Annotated in this window: 19 protein-coding genes and 1 pseudogene; 13 read left to right on the forward strand and 7 right to left on the reverse strand. The window is 59.9% G+C overall.

Annotated elements, in window-relative coordinates; translation table 11 throughout:
- Positions 1-78 precede the first annotated feature (78 nt).
- On the forward strand, positions 79-768 hold the full coding sequence (locus ACYZT3_RS11960) for a phosphoribosyltransferase (RefSeq protein WP_462032155.1): 690 nt from the start codon (positions 79-81) through the stop codon (positions 766-768).
- A gap of 15 nt (positions 769-783) precedes the next feature.
- Here the strand turns inward: ACYZT3_RS11960 and ACYZT3_RS11965 are convergent.
- A pseudogene (locus ACYZT3_RS11965) lies at positions 784-1,302 on the reverse strand (SDR family oxidoreductase); the annotation flags it as partial.
- Between the two features lie 97 nt (positions 1,303-1,399).
- On the opposite strand from ACYZT3_RS11965, the gene ACYZT3_RS11970 reads away from it, so the two are divergent.
- Positions 1,400-1,969: a YceI family protein gene (locus ACYZT3_RS11970; protein ID WP_462032156.1), complete on the forward strand. Its 570-nt coding sequence runs from the start codon at positions 1,400-1,402 to the stop codon at positions 1,967-1,969.
- A 149-nt stretch (positions 1,970-2,118) separates the two neighbouring features.
- Entirely contained in the window at positions 2,119-2,841 is a 723-nt protein-coding gene (locus ACYZT3_RS11975; RefSeq protein ID WP_462032157.1) for a GNAT family N-acetyltransferase, read from the forward strand.
- Positions 2,842-3,106: 265 nt separating this feature from the next.
- Here ACYZT3_RS11975 and ACYZT3_RS11980 read toward each other — a convergent pair whose 3' ends face one another.
- Positions 3,107-3,775: a TetR/AcrR family transcriptional regulator gene (locus tag ACYZT3_RS11980; protein ID WP_462032158.1), complete on the reverse strand. Its 669-nt coding sequence runs from the start codon at positions 3,773-3,775 to the stop codon at positions 3,107-3,109.
- An 86-nt stretch (positions 3,776-3,861) separates the two neighbouring features.
- On the opposite strand from ACYZT3_RS11980, the gene ACYZT3_RS11985 reads away from it, so the two are divergent.
- A complete protein-coding gene (locus tag ACYZT3_RS11985; protein ID WP_462032159.1) occupies positions 3,862-4,512 on the forward strand; it encodes an NAD(P)H-dependent oxidoreductase in 651 nt (216 codons plus the stop codon).
- Here the strand turns inward: ACYZT3_RS11985 and ACYZT3_RS11990 are convergent.
- Both ACYZT3_RS11990 and ACYZT3_RS11995 read right to left on the reverse strand, forming a co-directional pair.
- Positions 4,469-5,590, reverse strand: coding sequence for a DmpA family aminopeptidase (locus tag ACYZT3_RS11990; RefSeq protein ID WP_462032160.1), 1,122 nt, complete (start codon positions 5,588-5,590; stop codon positions 4,469-4,471). The genes ACYZT3_RS11985 and ACYZT3_RS11990 overlap by 44 nt on opposite strands.
- A gap of 218 nt (positions 5,591-5,808) precedes the next feature.
- Positions 5,809-6,912 carry a polyamine ABC transporter substrate-binding protein gene (locus ACYZT3_RS11995; protein WP_462032161.1) on the reverse strand — a complete coding sequence of 368 codons (1,104 nt, stop codon included), beginning with the start codon at positions 6,910-6,912 and terminating at the stop codon, positions 5,809-5,811.
- Positions 6,913-7,023: 111 nt separating this feature from the next.
- On the opposite strand from ACYZT3_RS11995, the gene ACYZT3_RS12000 reads away from it, so the two are divergent.
- Positions 7,024-7,800, forward strand: coding sequence for a helix-turn-helix transcriptional regulator (locus tag ACYZT3_RS12000; RefSeq protein WP_282377796.1), 777 nt, complete (start codon positions 7,024-7,026; stop codon positions 7,798-7,800).
- On the opposite strand, the gene ACYZT3_RS12005 is transcribed toward ACYZT3_RS12000, so the two are convergent.
- Positions 7,784-8,725, reverse strand: coding sequence for a class I SAM-dependent methyltransferase (locus ACYZT3_RS12005; protein WP_462032162.1), 942 nt, complete (start codon positions 8,723-8,725; stop codon positions 7,784-7,786). The genes ACYZT3_RS12000 and ACYZT3_RS12005 overlap by 17 nt on opposite strands.
- Before the next feature lie 169 nt (positions 8,726-8,894).
- Between ACYZT3_RS12005 and ACYZT3_RS12010 the strand changes: the two genes are divergently transcribed.
- The 7 genes from ACYZT3_RS12010 (at position 8,895) to ACYZT3_RS12040 (ending at position 15,352) form a co-directional block, all read left to right on the forward strand.
- Entirely contained in the window at positions 8,895-9,515 is a 621-nt protein-coding gene (locus tag ACYZT3_RS12010) for a cytochrome b/b6 domain-containing protein (protein WP_282377798.1), read from the forward strand.
- Entirely contained in the window at positions 9,512-10,297 is a 786-nt protein-coding gene (locus tag ACYZT3_RS12015; protein WP_462032163.1) for a molybdopterin-dependent oxidoreductase, read from the forward strand. Before ACYZT3_RS12010 ends, ACYZT3_RS12015 begins: the two co-directional genes overlap by 4 nt.
- Positions 10,298-10,368: 71 nt before the next feature.
- A complete protein-coding gene (locus ACYZT3_RS12020) occupies positions 10,369-10,650 on the forward strand; it encodes a pentapeptide MXKDX repeat protein (protein ID WP_282377800.1) in 282 nt (93 codons plus the stop codon).
- Between the two features lie 248 nt (positions 10,651-10,898).
- Positions 10,899-11,411: a formaldehyde-activating enzyme gene (gene fae, locus ACYZT3_RS12025; protein ID WP_282377801.1), complete on the forward strand. Its 513-nt coding sequence runs from the start codon at positions 10,899-10,901 to the stop codon at positions 11,409-11,411.
- A gap of 10 nt (positions 11,412-11,421) precedes the next feature.
- Positions 11,422-12,456 (forward strand): aldo/keto reductase, encoded by a 1,035-nt coding sequence (locus ACYZT3_RS12030; protein WP_282377802.1) that lies wholly within the window; start codon positions 11,422-11,424, stop codon positions 12,454-12,456.
- On the forward strand, positions 12,453-13,886 hold the full coding sequence (locus tag ACYZT3_RS12035) for an NAD-dependent succinate-semialdehyde dehydrogenase (protein ID WP_462032164.1): 1,434 nt from the start codon (positions 12,453-12,455) through the stop codon (positions 13,884-13,886). The genes ACYZT3_RS12030 and ACYZT3_RS12035 overlap by 4 nt, the downstream gene beginning before the upstream one ends.
- A 101-nt stretch (positions 13,887-13,987) precedes the next feature.
- On the forward strand, positions 13,988-15,352 hold the full coding sequence (locus ACYZT3_RS12040) for an MFS transporter (RefSeq protein WP_462032165.1): 1,365 nt from the start codon (positions 13,988-13,990) through the stop codon (positions 15,350-15,352).
- 177 nt (positions 15,353-15,529) lie between these two features.
- On the opposite strand, the gene ACYZT3_RS12045 is transcribed toward ACYZT3_RS12040, so the two are convergent.
- Together ACYZT3_RS12045 and ACYZT3_RS12050 are read right to left on the reverse strand one after the other, a co-directional pair.
- The gene (locus ACYZT3_RS12045) at positions 15,530-16,405 is read right to left on the reverse strand and encodes a LysR substrate-binding domain-containing protein (RefSeq protein WP_462032166.1); all 876 of its coding nucleotides are present in this window, start codon (positions 16,403-16,405) and stop codon (positions 15,530-15,532) included.
- Between the two features lie 211 nt (positions 16,406-16,616).
- Complete coding sequence (locus ACYZT3_RS12050; RefSeq protein WP_462032167.1) at positions 16,617-17,795, reverse strand: hypothetical protein; 1,179 nt, start codon at positions 17,793-17,795, stop codon at positions 16,617-16,619.
- Positions 17,796-17,979: 184 nt separating this feature from the next.
- Between ACYZT3_RS12050 and ACYZT3_RS12055 the strand changes: the two genes are divergently transcribed.
- Positions 17,980-18,912 (forward strand): LysR substrate-binding domain-containing protein, encoded by a 933-nt coding sequence (locus ACYZT3_RS12055; protein ID WP_462032168.1) that lies wholly within the window; start codon positions 17,980-17,982, stop codon positions 18,910-18,912.
- Positions 18,913-19,018 lie beyond the last annotated feature (106 nt).

Here is a 19,018-nt window from a genome sequence, read left to right on the forward strand (position 1 = left end):
CAGCCACCGTCACACCGACAATCCTGGGTGGCCGTGTGATGCGAACCAACAGGCGTGATCGCCCGAGGAGGTTTTCAAATGAGTCCCTCATCGCCAACCATCCTGCAGGACCGGGCCGCGGCCGGTCGACGTCTGGTGGAGCCGTTACTCAAATACGCGCATCGACCCGATGTCATCGTCCTTGCCTTGCCCCGTGGTGGTGTGCCGGTCGCCTATGAAGTGGCCACTGCCCTGGAGGTTCGCCTCGACCTGATGCTGGTGCGCAAGCTCGGGGTTCCGTCCCATCAGGAGCTCGCCATGGGCGCCATCGCCAGCGGCGGCATCCAAGTCCTCAATGAACACGCGCTGCGGACCCATCCGATTGATAAGGCCACGTTCGATACCGTGGTCGAACGGGAAACCCGGGAGCTGTTGCGCCGCGAGCAGGTTTACCGGGGAACGCGCGGGCCTGTGCAACTCAAGGATCAAGTGGTGATTCTGATCGACGACGGCCTGGCGACAGGCGCCTCGATGATGGCGGCGATACACGCGGTGCGTGTGCAGGCGCCGTCGCGTATCGTCGTTGCCGTGCCGGTGGCGCCGATTGAGACGGCGGAGGCGCTGCGCAGCGAGGTGGATGAGCTGATATGCCCGCTCATTCCCGACTGGCTCATGTCGATCGGCCGTTGGTACATGGACTTTACCCAGACCTCGGATGCCGAGGTCATCAAGCTGTTGCGGCGGGCCTGGCAGCGAGAGTCCAGCGCCGCTGATCATTATCGTCAATAGCGACTCAGAGGGATGCGAGGCCTCTAGCCAGTCTTCAAACCGGGTCGCTCCGACAATGGGCTTATCGCCTGGCGTGAGGGATTTGTCATCGATCGGCGCGCCGAAGTAAGGAACCGTGTCGTCCGAAACCGCCTCGCGCGGGTCCTTGGTGTGTTTGAGGTACTCGCTCACGAACTCGACAATCGGTCGGCGATCAGGCCCGGCTACTTCCACTGTCTGATTGATCGGCGCTTTTTGAGCGAGATCCGTCAGTGCGGCTGCGACATCGACCGAGGCCACCGGTTGCAACGCGGCAGACGTTAAATGGATGGTGTTACCGTCCTCGCGACCCGAGTAAGCAATGGCACCAATGAACTCGAAGAATTGCGTGGCGCGCAGGATGGTGTAGGGAACGCCTGACGCTTTGATGAGTTTTTCCTGGGCCATCTTGGCCCGAAAATAACCACTGCCGAGCATACGTTCGGTGCCGACGACTGACAGGGCAACATGGTGTTTGGTGCCGGCTACCTTTTCGGCAGCGAACAGGAGAGCGCCAGGTGGAATAAACGGCGTTTCTTTGCTTTAGTCCACCTGTCGCTGGCTAACGTGTGCGGCGCCTCAGCTCATGACGGGAGCCCCGACCGGAGAACCCATGAAACATCGATTCCTGACCTGCGCGGTGCTGGTTGCCGCCTTTGCATTCGGCGCGTTGCCTTGTGTCCAAGCGGTCGAGTACACGCAGGTGAATGAAACCGCCAGCACGATCTCCTTCACGTATAAACAGTTCTCCTCGCGGGTATACGGCACGTTCGGCAAGTTCGAGGCCACGCTTGATTTCGACACGGCGAACCCGTCAGCAGCCCACACCGCGCTCACCATCCAGCTCGACAGCATCGATGCCGGAAGCAGCGACGCCAACAGCGAACTGCAAAAGCCAGCCTGGTTCGACTCGGCATCGTTTCCAGTGGCGACGTTTGAATCGACCGGCGTGAAGGTGTTGAGCGACAACCACTACTCGATCACCGGAAAACTCACGCTCAGGGGGATAACGCGTGAAGTGGATGTGCCGGTCCTCCTGAAGTCCGAGAACGCCATCGGGATTTTCGATGGCCAGTTAACGCTCAAACGCAGCGACTTCAAAGTCGGTGAAGGTGAATGGGCCGACGGTGTCGTCTCTGACAAGATCAATATCCGGTTTCGCATGGTTGCGCCGGAGCAGTAACGTGCGTCTGGTACTCCACGTTGTTTGCCCCTCGCCACAGGGACTTGTCCATACCGGCGAGTACTTTGTAAGCCGCGCTGCTCCAGCACGTTATGATAGGCACGCCCGCGAACACATTCTTCACGTCCGCCCCAGAGTCAGAGCCACGAATGCCCCAGATCACCCATTTCAAGACCCCGTGCCCCGAGCACATCAATAGCCAGATCCTGCAGATGGTGGTCGATTACCTGACCGACATCAGCATGATCGCTATCGCGCCGAGCAACCTGTTGTACAACGTGTACCAGTACGCGATCGGCTACGAGGTTCACCTCTATCTGGAGGCGTTGAACGGGGCGAAAGGGATTGCCGTGGAGTTGCTCGTCGCGACCGACGAAGACGACCCCGAGAAGGTTGTCGGCTTTCTGTTGTACCTGCCGGTCAAGGACGATCCCGATGCGTGCGGCGTGGCTTATATGGCGGTGCAGGCCAGCCATCGGCGTCAGGGTGTCGCCCGAAAGATGCTGCAGGAAATGGTTGCCCGTTACCCTCATGCTGAACTGACATGCGCTGTGACCAAGGTTCCGTATTTTGAGGCAATGGGCTTTAAGCTAGTGGGCGTGCGCGGTACTCAGGTGCTGATGAACACCCGTGACCATGGCACCGACGGCTTGATGGCCCTGCTGGACGTGGCGTCGATCTACAGCTCGTTGGAGGTGCGGCAGATTCATACCTATCTGCTGCAAAAACACGGCAAACGGGCGATGCTCGATGCGGAAAAGCAGCGTGACCGGCATCTGGACCAGATGACGCGCAAGGCGAATGAGTGTGTCCGCGAGCGACTGGGTGAAGGTGCCGTGCCAGCCCATTCCCCTCGACTGCGGTTGGTCTAAGTCACCTTCGACGCAATGCAAAAAAAGCCCTTGGTGCGGACAACGCGCCAAGGGCTTTCTGGTGTCTGGAATTCATGCAGATAAAAAAAGAGCCTCAAAGCTCTTTGATGGGGAGGAAGTAGAGCCCTCGAGGCTCAAGATGCGCATGAAACAAGTGGTGAGCTTGGTAGGGGTTCATTTCACCCACCACTTACGCAACGGCTTGAGCAAACAAGCGGCTGCGTAAAATCATCTTAGAAAGATGGGGGTTCGCACTCAAGTACCGCTAGTCGCATGCTGTTTCAGGCGTCACCCCGGCGATCTCTCCAGCGTCTCCACGCGCACTCCTTTCAACCATCCCCACGATGGTTTCAAACAATTCGTCCTGTGCCTGCACGGCAGTGACTTCTCCATTTGCCGCGGCGTGGGACAAGGCTTCCGCTGCACCGAGCATCGCCCGCAATCCCGCTGCCTTGATATCACCCGAGCCAGCAAAAGGGGCGAGGGCGGTCCGGCACTTGTTGAGGAAAATCGCTTCGTACTCGCGCTTGATCTTCTCCAGTTCCGGGGAGCTGGCCAATGCCGCGATGACGCCGGGGATTTCGTTGCCCTGAAGCAGCACGCAGTCGACGTACGACGAAGCGATCACCCTGGCGGTGCCGGGCAAAGTCGGTTCGTTGTCCTGAAGCGCAGCATCCATCAGTGCAGTCTGTCGGGCATCGAAGTCCTGGTAGAGCGCCGCCAACAACCCGGATCGCGTGGTGAAGTGATCGTAAACCACCGGTTTGGTCACCCCGGCTTGCTCGGCGAGCCGACCCAATGTCAGCGCGTCCGTGCCTTCTTCCCGAACGAGTTGCCAGGCAACGTCCAGCAACTGGCGTTGGCGGTCCCCCCGGGACATTCGTCGTCGCGGTGGCGGGGTGGAATCTTGCGCGTCTGTTTCGGTGGTTGACATGACTATGTACCAAAAGTAACTTAATGATCATAACTTACCAAGAGTATATAAATTCCGCCTTGTGCTCTCAATCAGGAGTTTCCAGCATGCACGCGCTTATCGTTGTGGCTCATCACGATCCTCGTTCGTTGACGCAAAGCCTGGCTGCGCAAGTCGCTCAGGGCATCACCCTGGACGATCCCGGTCATACCATTGAAATCGCCGATCTCTCGGCCGAAGGGTTCGACCCGAGGTTCAGCGCCGCTGATCTGGCAGTGCATCACCGGGAGGCGCCGCCCCCTGCTGATGTGGTTGCCGAGCAAGCGCGGATAGACCGCGCCGATGCGCTGGTGCTGGTTTATCCCGTCTACTGGTGGTCGATGCCGGCGCTGCTCAAGGGCTGGATTGATCGGGTGTTTGCCAACGGCTGGGCGTTCGATTTCGGTGCAGATGCCAAGCTGGAGAAGAAGCTTGGTCATCTGCGGGTTCACCTGATCGGCGTGGGCGGTGCCGACGCTGCAACCTACGCCCGGCACGGTTATGCCGAGGCCATGAAGACGCAGATTGACCATGGAATTTTCGATTATTGCGGTGCGCAGGTGGTGACGTCCGAACGGCTGCTCGAATCGGAAATTCAGGATCCGGCGGTTCATTTGGCTGCCGCACGGGCCTTGGGGCGCGAGCTTTTTGCGGCATCCAGCCCCATCAACTCTGCTAGACCTGTTCGCCTGGCCAACCGGCCAGACGCAACGCGTTGAGCAGCGTTCCGGCATCCAGTCCCGGCACCGCATGGCCATTGCCTTCGGCAGTATCGGAGGCCAGCAAGGCGTTGATGATCGCTTCCTCCACCGCTTCGGTGGCGGCCAGGAACAACTCGCTGATGTGGTCGTTGTTGACCATGCTCAGGTTGTCGCAGGTCGGTGCGCCTTTGCCTTCATAAGCGGCGGGTGGCACGTGTTGGTTGCCGGTGGCGAAAGCGATGAAGATGTCACCGCTGTGGTCTTCATTGCCGCCGCCGGTGCGGGCGAGGCCGAGGCTGGCGCGCTGCGCGAGGCGCGTGCACTGGTGTGGCAGCAACGGCGCATCGGTGGCCAGGCAAACGACGATCGAACCCATGCCAGGATGCGGCAAGGACGCCTTGAGGAACGGCGAGTCGGCCTTTTCCATGTAGCGCCCGACCGGGTAACCGTCGACGCGCAATTCGTTGCGGATGCCGTGGTTGGCCTGGACGATAGCGCCGACGGTCCAGCCGCCCTGAGCACTGTTCAGACGTCGCGAAGCAGTGCCGATCCCGCCCTTGAATTCGTGACAGATCATGCCGCTGCCGCCGCCGACGGCGCCTTCACTGACTGGGCCATCCACCGCCGTGCGCAGGGCTTCGGCGACATGTTCCGGCTTCACGTGGAAACCGTTGATGTCGTTGAGCAGACCGTCGAAGGTCTCCAGCACCACGGGCATGTTCCAGTAGAGGCGCCCGTCATCGGGCTGGTTCTGGCGATCCAGCGTCACCAGCGCATCGCGCACCACACCCAGGCTGTGGGTGTTGGTGAAGGCGATCGGACTGGTTAACAGGCCTGCCTCGCGAATCCATTCAAGCCCCGTGGCATCACCGTTGCCGTTGAGCACATGGACGCCGGCAAAGCACGGTTGCTGGTTGGTGGAACCGGCACGCGGCTCGATCACGGTGACGCCGGTCAAGATGTCGCGGCCGTTTGCGGTGCGTCCTCGCACATTGCTGTGGCCGACCCGGACGCCGGGCACATCGGTAATGGCGTTGAGCGGGCCGGGTTGCAGTTGGCCGAAGTGGATGTTCAGGTCGCGGGCACGTGGTTTCATCGTTTCTCTCTTATTCAAAATAGTTATTGGCTAACGCAATCCCTGTAGCAGCTGGCGAAGCCTGCGTTCGGCTGCGAAGCAGTCGTGAATTCGGGGATTGCGGTGTTTCAGGTGGACCGAAATTTCAGGATTTACGACTGCTTCGTCCGAACGCGGCCCGAGCCGAACGCAGCCTCGCAAAGCTCGGCAGCTGCTACAGATTTCGCTATGGCTTAGGTTTATTGACCGTTCTTCACTTTGCTCCAGATCCGCGTGCGCACGCGCTCGGTGGCGGGCGGCAGAGGCTGAAGGGTGAATAACGTGGCCATGGCTTCGGCCGACGGATACACGGCCGGGTTGTTGCGGGTGGCTTCGGCCATCAGGGGTGTCGCGCTGCGGTTGCCATTGGGGTAGGAGAGGTGATCGCTGATGGGGGCGATGACTTCGGGGCGCATCAGATAGTCGATGAAAGCCTGGCCCTGTTCCGGATGCGGCGCGTCCTTGAGCAACACCAGCGTGTCGAACCACACCGGAGCGCCTTCCTTTGGCAAGCTGTAGGCGATCTTCACGCCGTTGTTCACCTGTTCGGCATTGGTCTTGGCTTCCAGCATCGCGCCGGACCAACCCACCGCCACGCAGATGTTGCCGTTGGCCAGGTCGCTGATGAACTTGGACGAGTTGAAGTAGGCAATGTGCGGACGCAGCTTGAGCAGCAGCGCTTCGGCCTTCTTGTAGTCCTCGGGGTTGGTACTGTTAGGTGGCAGACCGAGGTAGTGCAGGGCGACCGGCAACATCTCGGCCGGCGAGTCGAGCATGGCCACGCCGCACTGGCCGAGCCTGGCCAGGTTCTCTTCGTTGAACACCAGGTCCCAAGAGTCCACCGGCGCCTTGTCGCCCAGCGCAGCGCGGACCTTGTCGATGTTGTAGCCGATGCCATTGGTGCCCCACAGATACGGCACGGCGTACTGGTTGCCCGGATCATTGTTGGCCAGCTTCGCCAACAGATCAGCGTCCATGTTTTTGAAATCAGGCATCTGAGCGTGCGGCAGCGGTGCAAGGGCACCGGCCTTGATCAGGGTCGGCAGACTGAAATTACTGGCCACCACCACGTCGTATCCACTGCGGCTGGTGAGCAATTTGCCCTCCAGGACTTCGGCGCTGTCGAAGGTGTCGTAGACCGGCGAAATTCCAGTGTCACGCTTGAAATCCTGCAGGGTCGTGGGACCAATGTAGTCATACCAGTTGTACACGTGCACGGTGGGCCCGTCGGCGGCAATCGCCGATAGCGAGACCGACAGACAGGCGCCCAGTCCAAGATTGATATACGCGCGGTGACGACTCATGATGCGGCACTCCTGGCCTGCTGCAGGCCGGTGATGATCAGGTGCCTGCAGCGTATCGGCCGGGAGTGGACTCACCCATTCCCACCATGGGTTACTCGAAAGGGGTAGTGCGTGGACGCGTTGTTGAAAGAATTACCGGTGCACCAAGGGCTGGCAAGGGTATTTGGTGCCGTGGGGCAGGACGGGTTCTGGCGTGCGCTGGTCGACACACTGCGCCTGCTGGTGCCGCTGGATAATGCGTTGGTCGCGGTGATGCGGGCCGGGCGGGTGCCGCGTCTGCTGATTGATTTCGACGCTAAAGGTGGCGCGGACGAGCATGAAGAACTGGCGGATTACAGCGCCGGCATGTACCTGCTCGATCCGTTTTATCAGGCCGCCTGCGCCGGCATTGCCGACGGCTTGCACAGCCTCGATTCGGTCGCTCCTGACCAGTTCCAGCAGAGCGAGTACTACCTGAGCTACTTCCGTACCGTGGTGGGCGGTGACGAGTTGCAGTTCATGGTCAACGTCGATGGCGCCGTGCTCGGTTTGTCCCTCGGCCGCTCGACGCGGTTCAGCCCTGAAGAGCAGGGCCGCCTGCTCTGCGTCCGTGATTGGGTGCTGGCGGCGATGCGCCGTCACCTGCAATTGATGCCGCCGGAAGGTCCAGCCGCCGAAGCGGTGGCCGGGGATCTGGCGACCTTGCTGGATCGCTTCGACGCGCGACTGTCGGTGCGGGAAATCGAAACGGCGCGACTGATTCTCCAGGGCTTCTCAAGCAAGGCCATCGCCCAACAGATGGGCATTTCCCCAGAGACGGTGAAGGTGCACCGGCGCAACCTCTATCACAAGCTCAATGTGAATGGACATGGTGAGTTGTTTGCGTTGGTGCTCAATCCTCCAGCCTGAACACCAACGCCTTCAACCCGCATTCAACATCGGCGTCCGCAAACTCCGGCGGATTGTCCAGCCGTTGCTCGAAACGCAGGCTCGGTGCTTCGCGGGTGACGCCGTCGATGAGGAAGTCCGGACCGAACGCCGGATCGTTCATGCACGCCAGAACCGTGCCCTGGGGGCCGAGCAATTCCGGCAGCCGGCGCAGCACGCGCTGGTAGTCCTTGGTCAGCAGAAAGCTGCCTTTCTGAAAGGACGGCGGGTCGATGATCACCAGGTCGTAAGGGCCCTTGCCGATCACCTTGCCCCAGGACTTGAACAGGTCATGACCGAGGAAAGTCACCTTGCTCAAGTCGTGGCCGTTGAGCCGGTGATTGTCGCGGCCACGGCTCAGTGCCGGGCTCGACATGTCCAGATTGACCACGTGCGTTGCACCACCCTCGATGGCCGCCACCGAGAATCCGCAGGTGTAGGCGAACAGATTCAGCACGCGCTTGCCCTGGGTGTTGGCCCGCACCCAGTCGCGGCCGTAACGCATGTCGAGGAACAGGCCGGTGTTCTGTTTGCGGCCCAGGTCCACCCGGTAATGCAGACCGCCCTCGGTGATCGTCATCTCGTCGATCGCGTCCCCCAACAGCCACTCGGTCGTGCTTTGCAGCAGGTAGCGATGTTGCAGCAACAGCGTGTGCGCGCCGGATTGCGTCCACGCAGGCGATTGCGTGACGTCCATCAGCTTCTGTTTCAACGCGTCCAGTTGCAATGCTTCGGGTTCCTTGAACAGCGACACCAGCACCACACCCTGCAGCCAATCGACGGTCAGTTGCTCCAGCCCCGGCCAGCACCGGCCACGGCCGTGGAACAGCCGACGGGTTTCGGCGGGGGCCGCTGCCAGGGCCGTCAGTAAATGGTCGTGGAGGGTGGAGAGGGCGTCTGAGTTCATCGGGCAGCGTCGGCAATGAGAAGGGGCGGCATTTTAAACACAATTGAGCAAACTCGCTCCCACAGGTTATTGGGGGGTAGTTATCACGTTTAATTTAACTTTACGTGAGGATTTAGCGATCTATCGGCTCACATAATCGGCTCCAACGATCAACCGCCGGGAGCCCATCATGTCGCCGTTACCTGCTTCACCCACGGTCAGCACCCATCCCCGCTGGCTACGGCTGACCCATTGGCTGAACGCCCTGGCGGTGCTGGTCATGGTCACCAGCGGTTGGCGAATCTATAACGCTTCCCCGCTGTACGACTTCAGTTTCCCCAAAACGATCACCTTGGGTGGCTGGCTCGGCGGGGCGTTGCAATGGCATTTCGCGGCGATGTGGCTTCTGGCCGTCAACGGTCTTGTCTACCTGATCATCAACCTCGTCAGTGGTCGTCTGAAGCGGCGCTTTTTCCCGGTTTCGCCGAACGGTGTCCTGCATGACCTGTGGGCGGGGTTGCGAGGGCGGTTGGGGCATGCCGATCTGAGTCATTACAACCAGGTGCAACGGGTGGCGTACCTGTTCGTGATGGTCGACATCACACTGCTGGTGATTTCCGGGCTGGTGTTGTGGCAGTCCGTCCAGTTTCCGCTGTTGCGTGAACTGCTGGGCGGTTACGAAGGCGCACGGCACGTGCACTTCATCACGATGTCGCTGTTGGTGGCCTTTGTCGCGGTTCATCTGGTGATGGTCGCGCTGGTTCCAAAAACGTTGTGGGCGATGATTGTCGGTCGCAAGGAGCCCGTATGAAAAAGCGCATCGAAGGCTCAGGGCTGGACGAGTCGTCCATCCTGACAGACGCCAGAAAGATCCTTGCACCACAGATCGAAGACCGCTCACGACGCTCGTTCCTGATGCGCGGCCTGACCCTCGGCGGCGTGGCCATCTTGTCCGGTTGCAACCTCACCGACAACAAAAGCGTCGAAACCGCGTTGTCCTCCATGTCCCGATTCAACGACCGGGTGCAGGGCTGGTTGTTCAACCCCAATACACTGGCGCCGACCTATCCCGAGTCGATGATCACCCGGCCGTTTCCCTTCAATGCCTTTTACGGCATTGACGAGGCACCTGTCGTCGAGGAAACCGATTATCGACTGGAAGTGACCGGGCTGGTCGCGGACAAGCGCAGTTGGCGGCTCGAAGAGCTGCGAGCCATGGCGCAGACCGAACAGATTACCCGGCACATTTGCGTCGAAGGCTGGAGCGCGATCGGGCGTTGGGGCGGCGTACGGTTCAGCGACTTCCTGACGCGGGTCGGTGCCGACACGGATGCCAAATATATCGGCTTCAAATGCGCGGACGACTACTACACCAGCATCGACATGGCCACCGCACTGCATTCGCAAACCTTGTTGACGCTGACCTATGACGGCGTGGTGCTGCCTCGCCAGTATGGCTTCCCGATGAAGCTGCGCATGCCCACCAAGCTGGGCTACAAGAATCCCAAACACATTCAGGCGATGTTCGTCACCAACACCTATCCGGGTGGCTACTGGGAAGACCAGGGCTACAACTGGTTCGGTGGCAGCTGACGGTGCCTGGGTACTTCACCGCGCAGCGCTCGCTGCGCTCAGCCGCAACCTGTGCTTCAAGGAGTTTCATCATGAAAAAGTTAGCGACCACCGTACTGTCCATGTGCCTGGCATTTGGCGCTGCCAGCGTGTTTGCCGCCGATGCAACAACCCATAACGGCATGAGCAACGACAGCATGAGCAAGGATTCAATGTCTAAAGACGCCATGCAGAAAGACACGATGAAAAAGGACGCCATGCCCAAGGATTCCATGAGCAAGGACACGATGAAGAACGACACCCTGTCCAAGGACGGAGTGAAGAAGGACGCGATGTCCAAGGACACCATGAAAAAAGACGCTCCGTCGTACTGATCCGAACACCGTCAAATGGGGGTATGACTTGAAGTCATGCCCTCATGACTTTTAATGGTTACAGCCCCGCAAACCCCCAGTGTTAAAAAATCGCAAACACAGCTCATCAACAACAAAAAAGAGCGTTTGCACCCATGACTAATCCTCACTGCCACGCCCCGCGCTCTTCGAACCCCGACATTTGTCACGCGACCTCCACGGTTCGCGTGCACTTCTGATCAACCTAAATCCCTGAAGAGTAATGACTCATGAAAGAACTCGACCTGTACATCGGTGAAGGCTTCGAAGGCCCTGGCGTGAATGCCGCGCACATCAACATTCTGATCGGTCCGCGCAACGGCCCGGCAGGGCAGGCGTTTGCCAATAGCCTGGCATCGCCAAGCCAAGGGCATTGCCCGTTCATGGTGATCGCCCAGCCGAACATTCCGGTCAAGCCGATGACCCTTTACGTCAACAAAACCCCCATCAGCAGTGACCTGCACGGCAACGCCACGTGGGGCGCGTCGCAGGCCGGGATCGCCAAGGCTGTGCTTGAAGCGCTGCTGGACGGCACCTTGCCGCCGGAAGCCGAAGACGAGTGGGCCATCGTGACCGCGAACTGGGTCAACCCGGCCTGCGACGACCTGGATGCGGTCTACCTGAATAACTACAACGCCTGCCGCACGGCGATTCGTGCGGCGCTGACCGGCCAGCCGGAAACGGCGCAACTGGCGGATGTGGTCAATCACATCAGCAACCCTTTCTACACCCCAAAAGCCTGAGGTCCGCGCCATGCAATACATTCGTTTGGGTCACTCCGGCCTGCAAGTCTCTCGCCTGTGCCTGGGCACCATGAACATGGGCACCCCGGACTGGAAACCGTGGATCTTCGATGAGAAGAAAAGCGAGCCAATCGTCGCGCATGCGCTGGACAACGGTGTGAATTTCATCGACCTCGCGGACTTCTACTCCGCCGGTGTCGGCGAGGAAGTGGTGGGCCGCATCGTCAAGCGCCTGGCCTGTCGCGAAGACCTGGTGATCACCACCAAGGTCGGTTACGGCACTCGCACCGGGATCAACGCCAGCGGTCATTCGCGCAAGCACATCATGGACGGCATCGATGCGTCGCTGAAGCGTCTGAACATGGATTACGTCGATGTGTTCATGCTGCATTACTTCGACGTGAATACCCCGGTCGAAGAAACCATGAGCGCCATGAACGACATCGTGCGTTCCGGCAAGGCGCGATACATCGGCGTCTCGACCATGCTCACCGGGCAACTGGCGAAAATTCTCATGGCCTGCGAGCGCAATGGCTGGGTCAAACCGATCAACATGCAGCTGCAACTGAACTGCGCCTACCGCGAAGAAGAACGCGAGATGATCCCGTTCTGCCGTGATCAGGGTTTGGGCGTGTCGGTGTTCAGCCCGTTGGCTCGCGGGTTGTTGACCAGTGATGTGCAATCCACTCGCAACCAGACCGACTTTTTCACTCAGCAGATGTACAGCGACGAAGCTTCGTTCGAAATCGCCCATTCGGTGCAGCGTGTGGCCCGTGCTCGCGGCGTGTCCAACGCACAGATCGCGCAGGCCTGGGTCGCCAATCATCCGGGCGTGGATTGCATGCTCGTGGGCGCCGACACCACAGAGCAGTTCGACAGTGCCTTGGCAGCGCTGGAGACCAAACTCGACGCAGATGAGCGGTATGAACTGGAACGCAATTACACCCCGTGCGACGTGATCAACGATTACACCGCCGGCAAACGTATCTTGCGTTCGGCCCGTCCGGGTCTGGAGCGCTTCAACCTGACTGAGGCTGTGGCATGAGCGCGCTGATCCGCAACGGCAACTTCATCGACGGCCAATGGTTCAGCGGTGGTTCGACCTACTCGGTTTTCAATCCGGCCAATGGCGAGTTGATTACCGACGTACAAAAGGCCGGCTCTGAAGAAACCAACCGAGCCATCGACGCCGCCAACCGCGCTTTGCCGGCCTGGCGCAAGTTGACCGCCAAGGACCGCAGCCAGAAGCTCAAGCGCTGGAGCGAATTGATGCTGAGCAATCAAAAGGATCTGGCGACCCTGCTCAGCCGCGAACAAGGCAAACCGCTGGCCGAAGCCATGGGTGAAGTGGTCTATGCCGCGAGCTTTCTGGAGTGGTTCGCTGAAGAAGCCAAACGCGCTTACGGCGACGTGATTCCAAGCCACAAGGCCGATGCGCGGATCATCGTGGTCAAGGAAGCCATCGGTGTAGTCGCTGCGATTACCCCGTGGAACTTCCCGCTGGCCATGGTCACCCGCAAGGTTGGCCCGGCACTGGCGGCAGGTTGCACGATGATTCTCAAACCATCGGAAGAGACGCCTTTGTCGGCTTTCGCCTTGGCGGTATTGGCTGAACAGGCAGGCATTCCGGCCGGTGTGTTCAACATCGTTTCCGGCGACGCCGTGGCCATCGGTGGTGCACTGCAAGCCTCCAGCATCGTGCGCAAACTTTCGTTCACCGGTTCCACCCGCACTGGCAAATTGCTGATGCGTCAGGCCGCCGACACATTGAAAAAAGTCTCGCTGGAACTGGGCGGCAACGCGCCGTTCATTGTCTTCGACGATGCTGATCTGGAGGCTGCCGTGAAAGGCGCAATGGCCTCGAAATTCCGCAACACCGGGCAAACCTGCGTCTGCGTGAACCGCTTCTTCATTCAGGATGGCGTCTATGAAGCCTTCACCGGAAAACTCGCGCAAGCCGTTGCGGCGATGCGGGTGGGTAGCGCGCTGGAGGGTGAAACCGAGCAAGGTCCGCTGATCAACGCAGCGGCGCTGGCCAAGGTCGAGCTGCATGTGGGCGATGCGCTGGAGAAAGGCGCCAAGTTGCTATGCGGCGGTAGCCGTCACGCACTGGGCGGCACTTTTTATGAGCCGACCATCCTCACCGAAGCCAACAGCGACATGCTGATCGCTCAGGACGAAACGTTCGGTCCGGTGGCTGCGTGCTTCCGCTTCAAGGACGAGGCTGAGGTGCTGCAACGGGCCAACGACACGCCGTACGGTTTGTCGGCTTACTTCTATAGCCGCGACATCGGCCGGGTCTGGCGCATGGCCGATGGCCTGGAAGCCGGCATGGTCGGGATCAACGAAGGGATCATTTCCACAGAGGTGGCGCCATTCGGTGGCATCAAGGAATCGGGCCTCGGACGCGAGGGTTCGAAATACGGTCTGGATGACTACCTGGAAATCAAATACCTGTTGATGGGCGGCCTGTAACGGCGCCAACACCCCCCCTGTGGGAGCGAGCCTGCTCGCTCCCACAGGAACAAAAGCTTTCAGTTTCATTTCTCCTTCAATAACAACAACTGGAGACGAACATGTCCGCTCAATCGATAAAAATCGACGACCTGCCCATCGGGCGCTTCCACATCAAAATCGCCGGCCTGACGTTTGGCGCGCATTTCACCGATGGCTACATTCTCGGTCTGATCGGTATCGCGTTTACGCTTCTGAGTCCGCAGATGCAGCTGGATGCGTTCTGGCAGGGATTGATTGGGGCTTCGGCGCTGATCGGTTTGTTTCTCGGCAGTCTGTTTTTTGGCTGGATTTCCGACAAAGTCGGTCGGCAGAAAATCTTCCTGGTCAGCTTCGTGTTGATCACCATTGCTTCGGTGATGCAGTTCTACGCTGAAACGGCCATGGGTCTGTTTTTCTGTCGGGTGCTGATCGGCATCGGGTTGGGGGGGGACTTCAGCGTCGGCCACGCCATGCTGGCCGAGTTTTCGCCGAAGAAACATCGCGGTGTGCTGCTCGGTTCGTTCAGTGTGATCTGGACGTTCGGTTACGTCGCCGCGACCTTCGTCGGCACCGCCATGCTCAGTCTCGGAGACGATGCCTGGCGCTGGATGCTGGCCTCGTCGGCGATTCCGGCGGCATTGATTCTGATCGCCCGTATCGGCACGCCGGAGTCGCCGCGCTGGCTGGTGAATCAGGGCCGGATTAGCGAGGCTCGGGCTATCGTGAAGAAACACTTGGGTGACAACGTCGAACTCGACGAAACACAGTCCACCGAAACCCGCTCCGGCTACGCGGTGCTGTTCAGCCGTGAATACCGCAAGCGCACAGCGTTCAATTGCCTGTTCTTCGTTTGCATCGTCATGCCGTACTTTGCGATCTACACCTTCCTGCCGTCGATTCTGCAGAAGATGGGCTTGGCGGAGGGCTTTGGCACCGAGGTGATGTTGAACATGCTGCTGATCCTCGGCGCATTGATCGGGATCTGGTGCACGATCAAATTCTCTCGCCGGGGTTTTTTGATCAACTCGTTCATCATTCTCGCAGTGGCGTTGTTCCTGCTGGCTGTGCTGCCGGGCAGTGCGGCGTTTTTAATGGTGTTGGTGTTTGGACTGTTCACGCTGGTGCTTTCAGCCGTGAGTAACCTGGTGGGCGTGTTCCCGGCGGAGAGCTTTCCGACTGAAGTGCGGGCCAGCGGGATTGGCCTGGCCACGGCGGTGAGTCGCTTGGGTTCGGCGGTCAGCACCTTCCTGTTGCCGGTGAGCGTGGCGGGGATTGGCTTGAGCCCGACCATGGGCATACTGGCGGCGATTCTGGCGTTGGGCGCGATCATTTCCTGGGCTTGGGCACCGGAGACTAAATCGCTGACACTGAGCCAGGCGTGCAAGGCGCAGAGCCCGGTGGAGGGTGGTGCAGCGGTGGCGGTGAAAGTGGCTGCCCCAATTTAATCGAGACTCACAACCATAGATGTAGCAGCTGTCGAGCCTGCGAGGCTGCGTCCGGCTGCGAAGCAGTCGTAAACCAGAATCCGCGGTCCTTCAGGATGACCGGGTCGCCTGGAATGCGACTGCTTCGCAGCCGGACGCAGCCTCGCAGGCTCGACAGCTGCTACGGGTATGGGGGTGTCAGGGGTTGCTCACCAACCCTAACCAATCCGTAAACAACCGCACCTTCGACAACCCCTGTTTGTCGTTCGCCACATCCAGCCAATAGCCGTACGGCCCGATCACTTCCACCGGGGTGATCGGCAACAGGCTGCCATTCGCCAGTTCCTTCTCGATCATCTGCCGATCAATCACCGCCAGCCCACCTCCGGCCAACGCGGTATGGATTACCTGATCCAGCGTGCTGAATTCCAGTCCTTGCCCGGCATCAACATCGTCCCGGCCCATCGCCGCCAACCAGTTCTCCCACACCTTCAAACGCTTGCCGTCGTGCAGGATGTGCAGCAATGGAAACTGGCGCAGATCCGGCGGTTGGCCATTGATAAACAACTCCGGACTGGCCACCGCCATGTGCCGTTCCATCACCAGCAACTGACTGCTGCAGTGGCTGGCCGCTTCGAGGCCGAAACGAATGTGGCAGTCGATTTCCGCAAGGTTGTCGTGGCCGGTTTGGTTGGTCACGCTCAGGCTTATGTCGGGGTAGCGTTGGCAGAATGCGCGCAACTGAGCCGATAACCAACGCGTGGCCCAGGTCGGTGGCGCGACGATGCGCAGGCGTTGGCGCAGGTTGGGTACGCGCACCGCTTGCAGTGCGCGTTCGACGTGGTCGAAGGCATCGCTCAGTTGCGGGGAGAGGGCGAGACCGGTTTCGGTCAGCGACAGGCCCTGCGGCGTGCGGATGAACAGCGCCACACCGAGATAATCTTCGAGCTGCTTGATCTGACGGCTGACCGCGCCTTGGGTGACGTTTAACCCCAGGGCCGCCTGGCTGAAACTGCGATGCCGCGCAACTTCTTCAAAGACGCGCAGCATGTTGAGCGAGGGCAGTTGACGCATGAAAGGGTGACTCCGGACCTGACGCCGACGCCGGGAAACGTGGGCAGGTTTATTGTTTTTGGTGAATGTTCTGTAGGGCGTATCTGACTCCTCTGTGATGGGCTGATGCAAGTGTTGTTCTCCTACGGATTGGCGGTGGCGCCTCCACCGCATACCTGTAGGAGCAAGGCTTGCCCGCGAAGGCGCCCTCAAAGACGCCAAATAAACTGGATCAGAAGTAATACCCAATGTTCATGTACAACTGATTCTCCCACTGGTTACTACCCCCAGCCCCCAGACTCTGTGTATAGCTGCTGCCACCGATGTACGGATCATTCTTGCCATACAACCACTCAGTCGCGATCCACAGTTTGCTGAAGGAAAACGAGGTGCCCAGGATCAACCGCTGCGACGTCTTGAACTCATCGGCGGATTTGTCGAAGGCGCTGTAGTTGGCGTACAGCTTCACGCCGCTGATCTGGTCGAACAGGTACTTGCCGCCGACGTCGTAGCTCAGGTCTGCCACGTACAAATTGCCGCGACTGGCGACGTTGTAAGTGCCGTCGTAACCGCCGAGGGTGACCACTTCATCGGTGCCGGCGTTGCGCGGCGACATTTGTTGCCGCGCCGCTTGCAGTTGCACGCCCCACGGGCCGTTTTTGCCGAGGTAGTGCACGGCCACGGCGTTGCGGCGGCCGTCGTTGTCGGTGTCCTTGTTCTCCAGGGTCGAGGTCAGGCCGGAGATCCCGATTTCGGACTTCCACGGCCCCAGGTCCAGGGCCTTGGCCACCCGCAGCACCACGGTGTTGCGTTCCTGGTTGTCGCTGCCATCGCCAATGTAGCTGTCGGCCCCGGACACTACGCTTGAGTAAGTGACGCCTTTGCTGGTGCCTTTGCCTTGCCACGCCGGGCGCAAGTAGTAGCCGGCCTGGATATTCCAGTCGCCACTTTGCTGGATGTACTTGGCGCCGACCTGTTGCACATCTTCCAGGCCGATGACGTTGCCCAGGGTTTCGTAAAAGGTGCTGCCGAAGTACGGCTGCAAACCGAACGGCACCGTGTTCAGGCCGACCTGCACTTGCTGGTCGGGGTTGAACTTGTAGCCGGCCCACGCGAACTTGGCGAATTGGATATCGCCGTAGTTCTTGGTGTACTGGTAAGGGTAGGAGCGTCCGTAGAAACGGTACTGGGCCTCACCGATCCAGGTGTCGGAGTTGTACTTGGCGCTGAGGAACACCGTGTCCAGGCCAAACTTCTGGATGTCGCGGTCCGGGTCATAGTCCCAACGCGCCCGAATGGCGCCGCCAAGGTCGAGGTTGTCGGTGACCTGCACCGCCATGGCCGGTGCTGCGAAGGTGCAGAGCAGAGCGAGGTACGACGGACTAAGGCGCAGAGAAGCAGGGAAGGGCATCGGGTGGCTCTCGGTTTTTTTTATTAGAGATGCCGGCAAGTCTTGCTATGAGCGAGGTGATGAACAAACGATAAAAAATGCGAGTAAACCTTCGCCAGATGCATGTTACTGAGAAAATCCTGTAGGACAATGCACAGCGAGCGTGGGATGCTTTGCGTCTTGTCACTCATCCCGAGAGCCCTCCATGAAACGAAAAATGCCCGGCCTCAACGCGCTGAAAGCCTTTGAAGTCGCTGGTAGCACGGGCAGCTTCACCCGTGCCGCCGAGTTGCTGAACGTGACGCAAAGCGCCGTCAGCCGGCAGGTGCGTCAGCTGGAAGAACAGCTCGAAGAAACGCTGCTGGAGCGCCGACACCACCACCTCGAGCTGACCAGCGCCGGTCGGATTCTGCTGCGGGCATTGCATCAGTCCTTCGACAAGATCGAACTGACGGTGCGCAGCATTCAGCAGAAGACCCATTCCAATCGCCTGCACATCAACGCGCCGCCAACCTTCACCAGTCGCTGGTTGATGCCGCGTCTGGGGCGGCTGCGGGAGAAGCACCCGGAGCTGGAACTGAGCATCACCACTCGCTTGCAGGACAGCCTGGCGCAAACCAGTACCCTGGACTGTGCGATCCGTTTTGGCGATGGCGAATGGGATGGGCTGGACAGCTCGCTGCTGATCCAGGAGCGGCATATCGCGGTGTGTGCGCCGTCGTTGTATGCCCGGGAATGGAGCGAGGGCGGCATTGACCTCAATCGCCTGACCCTGCTGCATGTGCTGGCCCGGGAAGACCAGCGCTACCTGACCTGGAAGCACTGGCTCGACGCGGCGAAAATCAGCGGCGTCGACACCCAGGGCGGTTATGAATTCGACCTGCTGGACCTGGCGATCCGCGCGGCCACCGACGGTTTGGGCATCACCATTGCCGACTGGCACATGGTCGCCCCGGAGCTGGCCAGCGGGCAGTTGACCCAGGTGCTGAACGTGCACGTGGAAGGGCATCAATCCTACTGGCTGGTGACCCGGCCGGAGCAGACGTTGATGCCGCAATTGCAGGTGTTCAGCCAGTGGTTGCAGGAGGAAATCTGGTTGGCACAACGCCAGCTCGAACCCTCCACCGCCGCCAGCTAATCCCCCCAAAACCCATGTGGGACAGGGAATTTGATGTCGTTCGCGGGTAACCTGCCTTTTTCGAATGTTCCCCCGCTCAATAAATCGTTTGTTCAACCCGCCCAGG

It is taken from the genome of Pseudomonas sp. MDT1-16 (genome assembly GCF_054898115.1).

What these genes read in the sequence shown, in the direction of transcription:
- ACYZT3_RS11960 (WP_462032155.1), top strand. Translation starts at nt 79, where the DNA reads ATGAGTCCCTCATCGCCAACCATCCTGCAGGACCGGGCCGCGGCCGGT.
- ACYZT3_RS11970 (WP_462032156.1), top strand. Translation starts at nt 1,400, where the DNA reads ATGAAACATCGATTCCTGACCTGCGCGGTGCTGGTTGCCGCCTTTGCA.
- ACYZT3_RS11975 (WP_462032157.1), top strand. Translation starts at nt 2,119, where the DNA reads ATGCCCCAGATCACCCATTTCAAGACCCCGTGCCCCGAGCACATCAAT.
- ACYZT3_RS11980 (WP_462032158.1), bottom strand. Translation starts at nt 3,775, where the DNA reads ATGTCAACCACCGAAACAGACGCGCAAGATTCCACCCCGCCACCGCGA.
- ACYZT3_RS11985 (WP_462032159.1), top strand. Translation starts at nt 3,862, where the DNA reads ATGCACGCGCTTATCGTTGTGGCTCATCACGATCCTCGTTCGTTGACG.
- ACYZT3_RS11990 (WP_462032160.1), bottom strand. Translation starts at nt 5,590, where the DNA reads ATGAAACCACGTGCCCGCGACCTGAACATCCACTTCGGCCAACTGCAA.
- ACYZT3_RS11995 (WP_462032161.1), bottom strand. Translation starts at nt 6,912, where the DNA reads ATGAGTCGTCACCGCGCGTATATCAATCTTGGACTGGGCGCCTGTCTG.
- ACYZT3_RS12005 (WP_462032162.1), bottom strand. Translation starts at nt 8,725, where the DNA reads ATGAACTCAGACGCCCTCTCCACCCTCCACGACCATTTACTGACGGCC.
- ACYZT3_RS12010 (WP_282377798.1), top strand. Translation starts at nt 8,895, where the DNA reads ATGTCGCCGTTACCTGCTTCACCCACGGTCAGCACCCATCCCCGCTGG.
- ACYZT3_RS12015 (WP_462032163.1), top strand. Translation starts at nt 9,512, where the DNA reads ATGAAAAAGCGCATCGAAGGCTCAGGGCTGGACGAGTCGTCCATCCTG.
- ACYZT3_RS12020 (WP_282377800.1), top strand. Translation starts at nt 10,369, where the DNA reads ATGAAAAAGTTAGCGACCACCGTACTGTCCATGTGCCTGGCATTTGGC.
- fae (WP_282377801.1), top strand. Translation starts at nt 10,899, where the DNA reads ATGAAAGAACTCGACCTGTACATCGGTGAAGGCTTCGAAGGCCCTGGC.
- ACYZT3_RS12030 (WP_282377802.1), top strand. Translation starts at nt 11,422, where the DNA reads ATGCAATACATTCGTTTGGGTCACTCCGGCCTGCAAGTCTCTCGCCTG.
- ACYZT3_RS12035 (WP_462032164.1), top strand. Translation starts at nt 12,453, where the DNA reads ATGAGCGCGCTGATCCGCAACGGCAACTTCATCGACGGCCAATGGTTC.
- ACYZT3_RS12040 (WP_462032165.1), top strand. Translation starts at nt 13,988, where the DNA reads ATGTCCGCTCAATCGATAAAAATCGACGACCTGCCCATCGGGCGCTTC.
- ACYZT3_RS12045 (WP_462032166.1), bottom strand. Translation starts at nt 16,405, where the DNA reads ATGCGTCAACTGCCCTCGCTCAACATGCTGCGCGTCTTTGAAGAAGTT.
- ACYZT3_RS12050 (WP_462032167.1), bottom strand. Translation starts at nt 17,795, where the DNA reads ATGCCCTTCCCTGCTTCTCTGCGCCTTAGTCCGTCGTACCTCGCTCTG.
- ACYZT3_RS12055 (WP_462032168.1), top strand. Translation starts at nt 17,980, where the DNA reads ATGAAACGAAAAATGCCCGGCCTCAACGCGCTGAAAGCCTTTGAAGTC.